The 12398-nt window shown below is 72.8% G+C and carries 12 protein-coding genes; all 12 read left to right on the forward strand.

All coding sequences use genetic code 11. The annotated features are described in order from the left end of the window. The first annotated feature begins 30 nt into the window (after positions 1–30). The 12 genes from Cba03nite_RS35425 (at position 31) to Cba03nite_RS35480 (ending at position 12247) form a co-directional block, all read left to right on the forward strand. Positions 31–321, forward strand: a complete 291-nt coding sequence (locus Cba03nite_RS35425) for a YlxR family protein (RefSeq protein WP_203756215.1) — start codon at positions 31–33, stop codon at positions 319–321. A gap of 223 nt (positions 322–544) precedes the next feature. After that, the gene (gene infB / locus Cba03nite_RS35430) at positions 545–3622 is read left to right on the forward strand and encodes a translation initiation factor IF-2 (RefSeq protein ID WP_203756147.1); all 3078 of its coding nucleotides are present in this window, start codon (positions 545–547) and stop codon (positions 3620–3622) included. A gap of 151 nt (positions 3623–3773) precedes the next feature. Continuing rightward, positions 3774–4790, forward strand: a complete 1017-nt coding sequence (locus Cba03nite_RS35435; protein ID WP_203756149.1) for a TRM11 family SAM-dependent methyltransferase — start codon at positions 3774–3776, stop codon at positions 4788–4790. A gap of 21 nt (positions 4791–4811) precedes the next feature. Then, a complete protein-coding gene (locus Cba03nite_RS35440; protein ID WP_203756151.1) occupies positions 4812–5105 on the forward strand; it encodes a DUF503 domain-containing protein in 294 nt (97 codons plus the stop codon). 190 nt (positions 5106–5295) lie between these two features. Beyond that, positions 5296–5778 carry a 30S ribosome-binding factor RbfA gene (gene rbfA, locus Cba03nite_RS35445; protein ID WP_203756153.1) on the forward strand — a complete coding sequence of 161 codons (483 nt, stop codon included), beginning with the start codon at positions 5296–5298 and terminating at the stop codon, positions 5776–5778. Continuing rightward, positions 5775–6809, forward strand: coding sequence for a DHH family phosphoesterase (locus Cba03nite_RS35450; protein WP_239126256.1), 1035 nt, complete (start codon positions 5775–5777; stop codon positions 6807–6809). The genes rbfA and Cba03nite_RS35450 overlap by 4 nt, the downstream gene beginning before the upstream one ends. Before the next feature lie 90 nt (positions 6810–6899). Then, positions 6900–7307 (forward strand): hypothetical protein, encoded by a 408-nt coding sequence (locus Cba03nite_RS35455; protein ID WP_203756155.1) that lies wholly within the window; start codon positions 6900–6902, stop codon positions 7305–7307. Positions 7308–7309: 2 nt separating this feature from the next. Beyond that, positions 7310–7522 carry a DUF6186 family protein gene (locus Cba03nite_RS35460; protein WP_203756219.1) on the forward strand — a complete coding sequence of 71 codons (213 nt, stop codon included), beginning with the start codon at positions 7310–7312 and terminating at the stop codon, positions 7520–7522. 708 nt (positions 7523–8230) lie between these two features. Continuing rightward, positions 8231–8998 carry a hypothetical protein gene (locus Cba03nite_RS35465; RefSeq protein ID WP_203756157.1) on the forward strand — a complete coding sequence of 256 codons (768 nt, stop codon included), beginning with the start codon at positions 8231–8233 and terminating at the stop codon, positions 8996–8998. A gap of 13 nt (positions 8999–9011) precedes the next feature. After that, complete coding sequence (locus Cba03nite_RS35470; RefSeq protein WP_203756159.1) at positions 9012–10352, forward strand: MATE family efflux transporter; 1341 nt, start codon at positions 9012–9014, stop codon at positions 10350–10352. Positions 10353–10469: 117 nt separating this feature from the next. Continuing rightward, on the forward strand, positions 10470–11312 hold the full coding sequence (gene truB, locus Cba03nite_RS35475) for a tRNA pseudouridine(55) synthase TruB (RefSeq protein ID WP_239126260.1): 843 nt from the start codon (positions 10470–10472) through the stop codon (positions 11310–11312). Then, positions 11312–12247 carry a bifunctional riboflavin kinase/FAD synthetase gene (locus Cba03nite_RS35480; protein WP_203756163.1) on the forward strand — a complete coding sequence of 312 codons (936 nt, stop codon included), beginning with the start codon at positions 11312–11314 and terminating at the stop codon, positions 12245–12247. Before truB ends, Cba03nite_RS35480 begins: the two co-directional genes overlap by 1 nt. The last annotated feature ends 151 nt before the right edge of the window (positions 12248–12398 follow it).

The raw sequence follows: 12398 nt of genomic DNA on the forward strand, positions 1-12398 counted from the left end.
GTGGTACGACGCACGCGGCCGGGATCGCATGTGGCGGCCTCTTCCAACACACCGCTCGCACCTCCGGTGCGCACGTGTGTCGGATGCAGGCAGCGCGCGTCCGCTACCGAACTGCTCCGCGTCGTAGCGGTGGCGTCGGGCGCTGACCAGTTCAGCCTCCGGCCCGACCCGCGACGCAGATCGACCGGCCGGGGTGCCCACGTGCACCCGACAGCGGCCTGTCTCGAGTCGGCGCTGCGGCGCCGCGCCTTCGGGCGCGCGCTGCGGATCACCGGGGTCATCGACACCGGTGAGCTGACCGGGGCGATCCACGGATCGTGACACGGTCCGAGGGATCACGACACCGATCCGAAGGATCACCGCCAGACCGTCACGGGGTGGCGGACCACCGTAGACGGGTGCCTCATCAGCCCCGTCTGAGGATCAAGCAAGGTAGGACGACCGGCATGGGCACACGATGAAGTCGCAAAAATGATCAGGCTTCAAGTGCACAAGTGAGGTCGCAGCGGGTCACTGCCCGTGCGACCTCGGAGTGAGGAGTGCAGTGGCAGGCAAGGCCCGCGTACACGAGCTTGCTAAGGAGCTCGGCGTCGAGAGCAAGAACGTTCTCGCCAAACTCAAGGAGATGGGCGAGTTCGTCAAGTCCGCGTCGAGCACCGTGGAAGCTCCCGTCGCACGACGGCTGAAGGACGCCTTCGCGGCAGGCGGGGCGGCTCCGGCCGCGCCCAGCGCGCCGTCGGCGCCCCCGGCAGCCGCGGCGACGCCGGCGGCGACCAGTGAATCCCGGGTGACGGCGCGTCCGGCACCCCCCAAGAAGCCCTCGGCCCCACCGGTGAAGCCGAAGGCACCCGTCTCGATGGTCCCGCCGACCCCGGTCACCAAGCCGGCGAGCGCGCACGACATCGAGGTCGCGGCGGCGGAGGCCCGTGCCTCGGCGCTGAAGGCCGAGCAGGAGGCCTCGGTCCGCGCGGCCCAGCAGGCGGCGAAGCAGCGTGAGGACAGCGGACGTCCGGACGCCCCGAAGCCCAGCTTCATGCCGCCGCGGCCCGGTTCGTCCGCGGCCGGCACCGGCGCGCGTCCGGCCGCGCCGGGCGGCCGTCCCGGTGCGCCCGGTGGCGACCGCCGCGACGGGCGTCCGTCCGGTCCGCGTCCCGACGGCGGCCGCGACCGCGGTCCGCGTCCCGAGGGCGGCGGCCGTGAGGGCCGTCCGGCCACGCCCGGTGGCGGCCGTCCGCCGCGCACCGGCGGCAACAACCCGTTCGGCATCTCGCAGGGCGGCGGCGCTCCTTCGCGTCCGTCTCCGGCCGGCATGCCGCGTCCCAACCCGGCCTCCATGCCGCCCCGGCCCAGCCCGGCCTCGATGCCGCCGCGGCCCAACCCGGCCTCCATGCCCAGCCAGCGTCCGGCACGTCCGGGCGGCGGCGCGGGCCGTCCGGGTGGTCCGGGTGGCGGTGCCGGCCGGCCCGGTGGCGGCGGCGGCTTCCGCGGCGGTCCCGGTGGCGGCGGCGGTGGCGGCTTCCGCGGCGGTCCCGGTGGCGGCGGTGGCGCCGGCACGGGCTTCCGCCCCGGCGGTGGTCCCGGTGGTGGCGGTGGCGGCTTCCGCGGTGGTCCCGGTGGTGGCACCGGTGGCCCGCCGGCGGGTGGCGCGGGCCGTCCCGGTGGCGGCGGTGCCGGTGGCCGTGGCCGCGGTGGCGGCGCTGCGGGCGCGTTCGGCCGGGGCGGCGGCAAGTCGCGCGGCCGCAAGTCCAAGAAGCAGCGGCGTCAAGAGTTCGACAACCTGTCCGCGCCGACGATGTCCTCGGGTGCGCCCCGGGGTCAGGGTCAGCAGCTCCGGCTGCCGCGCGGCGCCTCGCTGTCGGACTTCGCCGACCGCATCAACGCCAACCCGGGCTCGCTCGTCCAGGAGATGTTCAACCTGAACATCATGGTGACGGCGACGCAGTCCTGCACCGACGACGACCTGATGCTGCTCGGTGAGCACCTCGGCTTCGACGTGCAGATCGTCAGCCCCGAGGACGAGGACCGCGAGCTGCTCGCGCGCTTCAACATCGACCTCGACGCCGACGTCGACGAGGAGCGCCTGGTCAGCCGTCCGCCGGTGGTGACCGTCATGGGTCACGTCGACCACGGTAAGACCAAGCTGCTCGACGCGATCCGCTCGGCCAACGTGGTCGAGGGCGAGGCCGGCGGCATCACCCAGCACATCGGCGCGTACCAGGTGCACGTCGAGCACGAGGGTGAGGACCGGGCGATCACGTTCATCGACACCCCGGGTCACGAGGCGTTCACCGCCATGCGTGCCCGTGGTGCGCAGGCCACGGACATCGTGGTGCTGGTGGTGGCGGCCGACGACGGCGTCATGCCGCAGACGATCGAGGCGCTCAACCACGCCAAGGCGGCCGACGTGCCGATCGTGGTCGCGGTGAACAAGGTCGACAAGCCGGAGGCCAACCCGGGCAAGGTGCGTCAGCAGCTGACCGAGTACGGCCTGGTCGCCGAGGAGTACGGCGGCGAGACCATGTTCGTGGACATCTCCGCCAAGAGCCGGATCAACATCGACGGCCTCCTGGAGGCGGTGCTGCTGACCGCGGACGCGTCGCTGGAGCTGACCGCTCCGATCGACGGCCACGCCCAGGGTCTGGCCATCGAGGCCCGGCTCGACAAGGGCCGCGGCCCGGTCGCGACGGTGCTGGTCCAGAAGGGCACGCTCAACGTCGGTGACTCGATCGTGGCGGGCAACGCCTACGGCCGCGTCCGGGCGATGCTGGACGAGAACGGCCACCCGCTGTCCGAGGCGGGCCCGGCCCGTCCGGTCATGGTGCTCGGTCTGACCGCGGTGCCGGGTGCGGGTGACACCTTCCTGGCCGCCGACGACGACCGGACCGTGCGCCAGATCGCCGAGCAGCGGCAGGCCCGCAAGCGGGCGGCCGAGCAGGCGAGCCTGCGCGGCCGGGTGTCGCTGGAGAACCTGCTCGAGAAGATCAAGGAAGGCGAGCGCACCTCGCTGGACCTGATCATCAAGGGCGACGTCTCCGGTTCCGTCGAGGCCCTGGAGGACGCGCTGGTCGCGCTGCCCATCCCGGAGGAGATCCAGCTTCGGATCATCCACCGCGGCGTGGGTGCGATCACCGAGAACGACGTCAACCTGGCGTCCGCCTCGGCGAACTCGACCGCGATCATCATCGGCTTCAACGTGCGGCCGATGGAGCAGGCTCGCGATCTCGCCGACCGCGCCGGTGTGGAGATCCGTTACTACACGGTCATCTACCAGGCCATCGAGGAGATCGAGGCGGCCCTCAAGGGCATGCTCAAGCCGGAGTACGAGGAGGTCGCCCTGGGTTCGGCGGAGGTCCGCGAGGTCTTCCGCTCGTCCAAGGTGGGTCTCATCGCCGGTTGTATCGTCCGGTCGGGCCTGCTGCGCCGCAACGCCAAGGCGCGGGTGGTGCGCGAGGGCACGGTCGTGGCGGAGAACGCCTCGATCAGCTCGCTCAAGCGGTTCAAGGACGACGCCACCGAGGTCCGCGAGGGCTTCGAGTGTGGTCTGACTCTGAACGGCTTCGGCAGCCTGCAGGTGGGCGACGTCATCGAGACCTTCGAGATGCGCGAGAAGCCGCGGGTGTGATCTAGAGGACGGGGCGGGGCCCGGCGCTGACGCGCCGAACCCCGCCCCGTCTGCTGTGCCGATCTTGCGCGCGTTGTGGGTGCGACACGCCCGTTCCGGGCAAAAGGGCAACAGTTCGTGCAAGATCGTCGTGGTAGGCGGAGGGGGAGCAGTGGCGAGGTATGCGGTGCTGGTGGCGCCGTCGGCTAATCGGGTTTACACGCAGTCGGCGCCGGAGTTGACGGCTGCCGAGCTGGCGGTGTTCTCGGAGCGGGCGCTGGGTGGGCGGCTGGAGCCGGCGGAGGTCGTCGAGCTGGGTGGGCGGCCGTACCTGTCGTTCGAGGTCGAGGACGGGGAGCTGGCGGCCGGGGAGCTGCGGGTGCTGGCGAACCTGTCGTCGGCGTACGCGCTGTTCGAGATCGTGGGGGACGGGCTGCTCAAGCCGCTCGGCGAGGCGCCGCTGGACCGGTTCGACGACGATCTGATCACCATTCAGAAGTACGCCGGCAAGACCAACGAGAACTTCACCAAGCTGCTGCTCAACGTGACCGCGCTGGCCACCTCGTGGGCCGATCAGCTGCTCACCCGGCGGTTCGTGGTGCTCGACCCGGTCGCGGGGCGGGGCACCACGCTCAACCAGGCGCTGATGTACGGCTGGGACGCGATCGGCATCGAACTGGACGGCAAGGACGTCGAGGCGTACAGCGCCTTCCTGAAGACCTGGCTCAAGAACAAGCGGATCAAGCACACCACCGAGATGGCGCCGCTGCGGCGGGAGGGCAAGCGGATCGGCCGCCGGTTCGACGCGCGCATCGGCGACGTGCGGGACCAGCCGCAGCATCTGAGCGTGTTCGAGGCCGACACCACGCAGACGCGCGGCCTGCTCAAAGGCAACTCCGTGGACCTGGTGGTGGCCGACCTGCCCTACGGCGTGGTGCACGGCAGCCGCAGCGCCAAGGGCCTGGCCCGGGGGCCGCTGGAGCTGCTGGAGGAGGCGCTGCCGGGCTGGCTGTCCCTGCTGCGCCCCGGCGGCGCGCTGGGCGTGTCCTGGAACACCCACGTTGCCCCGCGTGAGGACGCCCTAGACCTGCTGGAGGAGCACGGCCTGGAGGCGGTGGACTACGAGGGCTTCGAGCACCGGGTCGACCAGGCCATCAACCGCGACATTCTGGTGGCCCGCAAGGTGTGATCTCGCGTACGCTTCTGGCTCGTGCATACCGGAACTACCGTTTTCGACCTGTTGCTGCCGGGTGACTCCCGGTCGCTGAAGGAGAAGCGCTCGTACGTGCGCCCGATCATCGCGGCGCTGAAGAAGTACGAGGTCGCCGTGGCCGAGGTGGGGGCGCTCGAGCTGCACGGGCGCACCGAGATCGGGGTGGCCGTGGTCGCCGCTGACCCGGCGCACGTGAACGAGGTCCTCGACCAGTGCGAGCGCCTCGTGGTCGGCCGTCCCGAGGTCGAGGTGCTGTCCGTGCGCCGCCGCTGGTACGGCGACGACGATTAGCTGTGAGCTGCGCAGTCTAGCGCTGTGAGCTGCGGCTCCGTCCGCGCTCAGCGCGCTCGCGTGAGGGTCGGACCCGGCGGGTAGTGTCATGGTGTTGGTTTCGACCCTGGCTCGTCACAGTGGCGACCTCGCCTGACCGGCGTGAGCCGCAGCGTGGCGCGCCGAGGTCGTCGGTCGCGGAGGTGACGTGATGGCTGATCCGGCCAAGGTACGCAAGCATGCCGAGCGGGTGCGTGAGCTCGTGGCATCGGCGGTACGTTCCCAGATCAAGGACCCCCGGCTCGGGATGATCACCATCACCGACGCGCGGATCACCGCCGACCTGCGCGAGGCAACGGTCTTCTACACGGTGCTCGGCGACGCGGAGGCCCAGGCGGGCACCGCCGCCGCGCTGGAGAGCGCCAAGGGCATGCTGCGCGGCGTGGTCGGCCGGGCCCTCGGCCTGCGCCACTCGCCGTCCCTGGCGTTCGTCTCCGACGACGTCCAGGAGCACGTCAAGCACATCGACGACCTGCTCGCCGAGGCGAAGCAGCGCGACGCCCAGGTGCAGGAGCTGGCCGCGGGCGCGGAGTACGCCGGCGACGCGCAGCCGTACAAGGTCGAGGACGACGAGGACGCGCAGGACGAAGACGACGAGGAGGAGCCTGCGCTGCGCGCGGCAGCCCAGGCGTGAACGCGGCGACGCTGGCGGCCGGGACCACCGGCCGCCCCACCGAGCAGGACTGGGCCGCGGCCGTCGCGGCCGTGCGCACCGGGCTGCGTCCCGGCGCGCGGGTGCTGCTGGTTTGCCACGTCAACCCCGACGGCGACGCGCTGGGCAGCATGCTCGGCTTCGCGCAGGGCCTGCTCCGGCTCGGCGTCACCTCGCTGCAGTGCACCTTCCCGGGCCCGCTGAGCGTGCCCGCGCCGCTGCACATGCCCGCGATGGACCTGCTCATCCCGGAGGCCGACGCCGACCCCGCGCCGGACCTGCTGGTGACCTTCGACGCGGCCAGCGAGTCGCGGCTCGGGTCGCTGGTGGACCGGCTGGAGACGGCCACGGTCAGCCTGGTGCTCGACCACCACGCGTCGAACACCGGCTTCGGCAAGGTGTCGCTGGTCGACCCGTACGCCGCGGCCACCTCGGTGGTCGCCGCCGAGATGCTGCGGCGGCTGGACGTGCCGCTGGACCGGCCCATGGCCGAGTGCCTCTACATCGCGCTGGTCACCGACACCGGCTCGTTCAAGTTCGACCTGACCACGCCCGAGGTGCACGAGCTGGCCGCGCGCCTGGTCGCCACCGGCATCGACGTCGGCGGCATCTCCCGGCGCATCTTCGACAGCCGCCCGTTCGGCGCGGTGCGCCTGTTCGGCGAGGTCATGGGCCGGGCCCAGCTGGAGCCCGAGGGCGCCGGCGGGCGCGGCCTGGTGTACGCCGTGGCCACGCTCGACGATTTGGCCAAGCACGAGCAGCCTCCGTACGTGCTGGAGGCGCTGATCGACTCGGTGCGCTGCGTCTCCGAGGCGGACGTGGCGCTGCTGCTCAAGCAGGTCGCGCCGCAGGAGTGGGCGGTGTCCATGCGGAGCAAGGGCGGCGCGGACGTCAGCCGGGTCGCGGTCGCGCTCGGCGGGGGCGGGCACCGGCTGGCCGCCGGGTTCACCGGCCGGGGCGGCGCGGAGGAGATCATCGCGGCGGTGCGCGCGGAGCTGGCGGCGCAGGGCTGACGGGCGGCCGGTTCGCCCCATCGGCGGCGCGGCCGGAGCAGGGTGGCGAAGGTCTCCCGCGCAGACCGGTCAACGGAGCACAATCGGGTCATGGAACAGCGTCCCGAGCTCACCGTCGAGCCGGTGCGCCCGTGGGCGCGCGCACAGGTCATGCTGCCGGTGTTCGTGCCGTTCTCGCTGATCGGCGGGTTGCTGCCGTCGTTCTCGCTGGCGGCGAATCTTTACGTGCTCGCGCTGGGCGGGGGCATGATGCTGGCGGGGATGTCGTCGCGGCTGCCGCGCCGGGCCGCGCCGTCGGGGCTGCTGCCTGGGGTGGCGTGGTGGCTGGTGCCGGTGGCGGTGTTCGTGGTGGTCGAGGTGATCACGTTCGCGATGGGGTCCACGCACGATTACCCGACGCTGTCGTTGCTGGCCGATCCGCTGCTTGACGGGTATCTGGTGCGGAGTCTGGCGTACTTCGGGTGGCTGGCCGGGTTCTGGGGGCTGGTGCGGCGGTGAGTTTGACTCGGTTTCTTGCGATCGCCGGGTTCGTGCTGGCGGGGGTGGCGGTGCTGGCGGTGGAGTGGGCGGCGCGGCGGCCGGGGTCTCGGGTGCCGTCGATCGGCGACGTAGCGGCGCTGGTCATGCGGTATGACGTGGGCGGGCTGCCGGTGGGGCGGCTGGCGATCCTGGGGTTCTGGTTCTGGTTGGGGTGGCACTTTCTGGCTCGGTGAGCCTCTGGGCGTGGTGGCGTTCCTTGGCTGGCGAGATGGGGGGTGGGCATGATCGCGGGTTCGTGTCCAAACCTCGGGCTGGGCCACACGTTCTGACACGAGACGGCGATCTTGCCCCTGTCGGCGCGGCTGGGGGTTGGCGTGGTGGGGCTTGTGCGGTGGCCATGATCGCGGGTTCGTGTCCAAAGGTGGGGCTGGGGCGCAGGTTTGGACACGAGACGGCGATCATGCCCGCCCTACCCTGGAGCTGAGCGGAGATTCAGGGGGAGATATCCGACTTGTTGCGCGTTAAGGAGCGGTTTAGCAGGTCAGTCGGCATGCTGACGTTCCAGGTCGTGGGAACGGCTGTGCAGGATGTGGAACTGAACGATAGTTTTGCCTGCAGCGGCGCGCTTCGCGGTCCCACCCGGACGGCGGCGCCGCGGTAGGTCACACCGGCGAGGATGCTCGGCGATCCCGAGAACGGCGGCGGACAGAGGAAACGCGGCACGTGTTCGGCGTGCGTGCGTCATCGACCCGTTGTTGTGGAAGGACCGTTCCCATGCCTACGTCCAAGAAGCCCCAGCCGCAGACCACCGAGGAAGACCGCGAGCGCGAGCAGGCCCGCCGCGCGCTGCAGACCTCCATGGACACCCGGCAGTAGTCCGTTCGGCCGCCCCGCCCGAGCGGGGCACCCGGCGGGATGATCGTTGCGTCTACGCTGTCGGGATGTCCTCGACAGCCGCGCCCGCGGCACCCGCCGACGGCGATCTGCTGCGTCACCTGGCGTCGCAGAACCGCAGGCTGCTCGTCGCGGCCTGGGCCGTGGGCGGCGCCGGGCTGATCATCACGGCCGCGGTCGCCGGTGTCCCGGGTCCGGGGTGGGTCTGGCGGACAGTGTCCGCGCTGGCCGCCCTGGCGACGCTGGTCGTCTACTTCGGTGCGGTCCACCTGCTGTGGCGGGTGCGCCGACCGGCGGCGCTGGCGCCGGTGACCCTGCCGCAGGGGTTCGCCGCGTTCACCTCGCCCGTCGTGTACGCCCGCGGCACCCTGGCGCTGGCCGGGGCCGGGTTCGCGCTCGGCGGCGGCCAGCCGCTCACCGCGAGCGCGCTGGTGGTGCTGGCGGCGCTGCTCATTCATCACCCTCCCCGCCTGCTGGTGACGCCCGGCGGGGTGTCGGTGCGCGGGCTGCGCACCCGTACGGTGCCCTGGGCGCGGCTCACCGGGGTGCAGGTCCGCCCGCGTGGTGGAGTGGCCGAGCTGTCGCTGTGGACCGAGCCGGCGACCGGGCCGAGCGGCGTGCTGCGCGTGACTCTTCCCAAGTTCGACGTCGACCGGGAGTTCCTGGTGCGGCTGCTCCAGCACTACCGGGCCGTGCCCGAGGACCGAACGGCGATCGGCGCGCCCGCGGAGCTGGCCCGCCGCCGTGCCGCCGTGCCGCCACCCTCCGACGAGCTGGACGAGGATCTGGACGACCTCCTGGACGGGCAGCCGTGACGGGGGAGCGGCCGTGACGGCCGTGCGGGAGCGCGCCGCGGCGAGCGGATACCGCAGGATCGCGGCGCTGGCCCTGCCCGCGCTGGTCGTGCTGGCCGCCGAGCCGCTGTACGTGCTCGTCGACACCGCCGTGGTGGGACACCTGGGCCGGGTGCCGCTGGCGGCGCTGGGCCTGGCCGGGACGGTGCTGGGGCTGGCCGTATGGCTCGGCAACGTGCTCGCGTACGGCACCACGGGCCGCGCGGCGCGGCGCTTCGGCGCGGGTGACCGGGCGGGGGCGGTCGGCGAGGGGGTGCAGGCGTCCTGGCTGGCGGGCCTGGCCGGGCTGGCGCTGGTGCTGGCGGCGCAGCTGTTCGCCGGGCCGCTGGCGAGGGCGCTGTCCGGCAACGGGCCGGAGTCGGCGGCGGTGGCCGCGCAGGCCGAGCTGTGGCTGCGGGTGGCCTGCCTCGGCGCGCCGTTCATCCTGCTCGCGATGGCGGGCAACGGGTGGATGCGGGGCGTGCAGGACACCCGCCGCCCGCTCTACTACGTGCTCGGCGCCAACCTCGCCTCGGCCGTGCTGTGCCCGCTGCTGGTGTACGGGCTCGGCTGGGGCATGGTCGGCTCCGCCTGGGCGAACGTGGCCGCGCAGGCCGCGTCCGGCGGCCTGTTCCTGCGCGCGCTGTGGCGTGAGCGGGTGCCGCTGAGCCCGGACTGGGCCGTGCTGCGCCGCCAGCTCTCCGTCAACGGGGCGCTGCTGGTGCGGGGTGCGGCGTTCCAGGCGTGCTTCCTGTCCGCGGCGGCGGTGGCGGCCCGGTTCGGCGCGGCGGCGCTGGCCGCGCACCAGATCGCGCTGCAGCTGTGGTTCTTCAGCGCGCTGGTGCTCGACTCGGTGGCCATCGCGGCGCAGTCGCTGGTCGGCGCGGAGCTGGGCGCGGGCGACCCGGCCGCGGCGAAGGCGACCGCGCGGCGGATCACCTGGCTCGGCGGCTGGTGCGGGGTGGCCTTCGCGGTGGTGCTGGGCGCGAGCGTCACGGTGCTGCCCGCGCTGTTCGTCGACGATCCCGCGGTATGGGAGCAGGCGGCGCTGATCTGGCCGTGGTTCGCCGTGCTGCTGCCGATGGGCGGGATCGTGTTCGCGCTCGACGGGGTGCTCATCGGCGCGGGCGACGTGGCGTACCTGCGCAATCTGACCATCGTCGCGGCCGTGGTGGGCTTCCTGCCGGCGACCTGGCTCGCGTACGCCCTCGACCTGGGCCTGACCGGGGTGTGGGCGGGGCTGACCCTGTTCATCGTGGTCCGGCTGGTGGCGCTGCTGCTGCGGATGCGGACCGGCGGCTGGGCCGTGCCCAGCCCGGCGCCCCGGCCCGCCTAGGCTGGACGTCGGCGCGCGCCCGACCCACGGCGCAGCGGGGCGAGGAGAAGCGTGAGCAGCAGGAAGAACGACCGCCCGGTGACCGACGGGCTGATCGTGGTGGACAAGGCCGGCGGCATGACCTCGCACGACGTGGTCGCGCGGGTGCGCCGCATCGCCGGCACCCGCAAGGTCGGCCACGGCGGCACGCTGGACCCGATGGCGACCGGCGTGCTCGTGCTCGGCGTCGGCCGGGCCACCCGCCTGCTCACCTACGTCGTGGGCACCGACAAGGTCTACCGGGGCACCATCCGGCTGGGGCAGGCCACGGTCACCGACGACGCCGAGGGCGACGTCACCGCGAGCACGCCCGCGGGCCACGTCACCGACGAGCAGATCCGGGCCGGGCTGGCCGCGCTGACCGGCGAGGTCGACCAGGTGCCGTCCGCGGTCAGCGCCATCAAGATCAACGGAGTGCGCTCCTACCACCGGGTCCGCCAGGGCGAGCAGGTCGAGCTGCCCGCGCGCCGGGTGACGATCTCCCGGATCGACGTGTCGGGGATCACCCGGCAGGACGACGTGGTCGACGTCGAGGTGGAGGTCGCCTGCTCGTCGGGCACCTACATCCGGGCGATCGCCCGCGACCTGGGCACCGCGCTGGGTGTCGGTGGTCACCTCACCGCGCTCCGGCGCACCGCCGTGGGCGGGTTCACCCTCGCCGAGGCGTACCCCCTCGAAAAGCTCGCGGACCTCGCCGACCCGGTGGCGCTGCCGCTCGCGCAGGCCCTGGGCCGCGCCATGCCGATCCGCACCGTCGACGCGGACGCGGCGAAGATCGTGTCCCACGGCGGGCCGCTGCCCGCCGTCGGCCAGGCCGGGCCGTACGGTGTGGTGGGTCCGGACGGGGCCGCGCTCGCCGTCATGTCCGAGCGCGGCGGCCGGGCCAAGGCGGAGATCGTCCTGGTGGGAGGCGAGCAGTGATGCAGCGCTGGCGGGGGTACGACGCGGCGCCCGGCGGGTGGGGCCGGTCCGTGGTGACCATCGGCGTCTTCGACGGTGTGCACACCGGGCACCAGCAGACCATCGGCCACACCGTGAAGCGCGCCCGGGAGCTGGGCCTGCCCGCCGTCGTGCTGACCTTCGACCCGCACCCGTCCGAGGTGGTGCGGCCCGGCTCGCACCCCGCCGTGCTCACCTCGCCGCTGCGCAAGGCCGAGCTGATCGAGGGCCTGGGCGTGGACGTGCTGTGCGTGCAGCCGTTCACGCTGGAGTTCTCGAAGCTCGACGCCGACCGGTTCGTGCACGACGTGCTCGTCGAGCACCTGCACGCGGCGCTGGTCGTGGTCGGGGAGAACTTCCGCTTCGGCCACAAGGCCGCCGGTGACGTGGAGCTGCTCGCCCGGCTCGGGCGCACGTTCGGGTTCGCCGTGGAGTCCGCGCCGCTGGTCAGCGGGGATGGGACGATCTTCTCGTCGACGTACGTGCGGGCCTGCGTGGACGCCGGGGACATCGAGACGGCCGCGGCGGTGCTGGGGCGGCCCCACCGGCTGGAGGGCGTCGTGGTCCGCGGCGACCAGCGCGGGCGCGAGATCGGCTTCCCGACGGCGAACCTGATGGTGGCCAAGTACGCCGCCGTGCCCGCGGACGGGGTCTACGCGGCCTGGCTGGTGCGCGGCAACGACCGGCTGCCCGCCGCGGTGTCGATCGGCACCAATCCCACGTTCTCCGGGCAGGAGCGCCGGGTCGAGGCGTACGTGCTCGACTTCACCGGCGACCTGTACGGCGAGCGGCTGGCCCTGGACTTCGTCAGCCACCTCCGGCCGACGCTCAAGTTCGACGGCATCCCCGCGCTGGTGGAGGCCATCGAGGACGACGTCGCCCGCACGCGCGCGGTCCTGGGCGTCCCCGCGCGATGATCGGTGATTCGTGTCAAGATCTGCGGTCTGGCCGCACTTTCTGACACGAACCGGCGATCTTGCCCCCGGCACGGGCGGCACGTCGGGTGGGGTACACGCCGTCGGGAACGGGTGGTTTGCGTATCCCGTGGGGGTGGTATCCCACGTCCTG

The organism is Catellatospora bangladeshensis (assembly GCF_016862575.1).
Classification (GTDB): domain Bacteria; phylum Actinomycetota; class Actinomycetes; order Mycobacteriales; family Micromonosporaceae; genus Catellatospora; species Catellatospora bangladeshensis.

What these genes read in the sequence shown, in the direction of transcription:
- rbfA (WP_203756153.1), top strand. Translation starts at nt 5,296, where the DNA reads ATGGCTGATCCGGCCAAGGTACGCAAGCATGCCGAGCGGGTGCGTGAG.
- Cba03nite_RS35455 (WP_203756155.1), top strand. Translation starts at nt 6,900, where the DNA reads ATGGAACAGCGTCCCGAGCTCACCGTCGAGCCGGTGCGCCCGTGGGCG.
- Cba03nite_RS35480 (WP_203756163.1), top strand. Translation starts at nt 11,312, where the DNA reads ATGCAGCGCTGGCGGGGGTACGACGCGGCGCCCGGCGGGTGGGGCCGG.
- truB (WP_239126260.1), top strand. Translation starts at nt 10,470, where the DNA reads ATGACCTCGCACGACGTGGTCGCGCGGGTGCGCCGCATCGCCGGCACC.
- Cba03nite_RS35465 (WP_203756157.1), top strand. Translation starts at nt 8,231, where the DNA reads ATGTCCTCGACAGCCGCGCCCGCGGCACCCGCCGACGGCGATCTGCTG.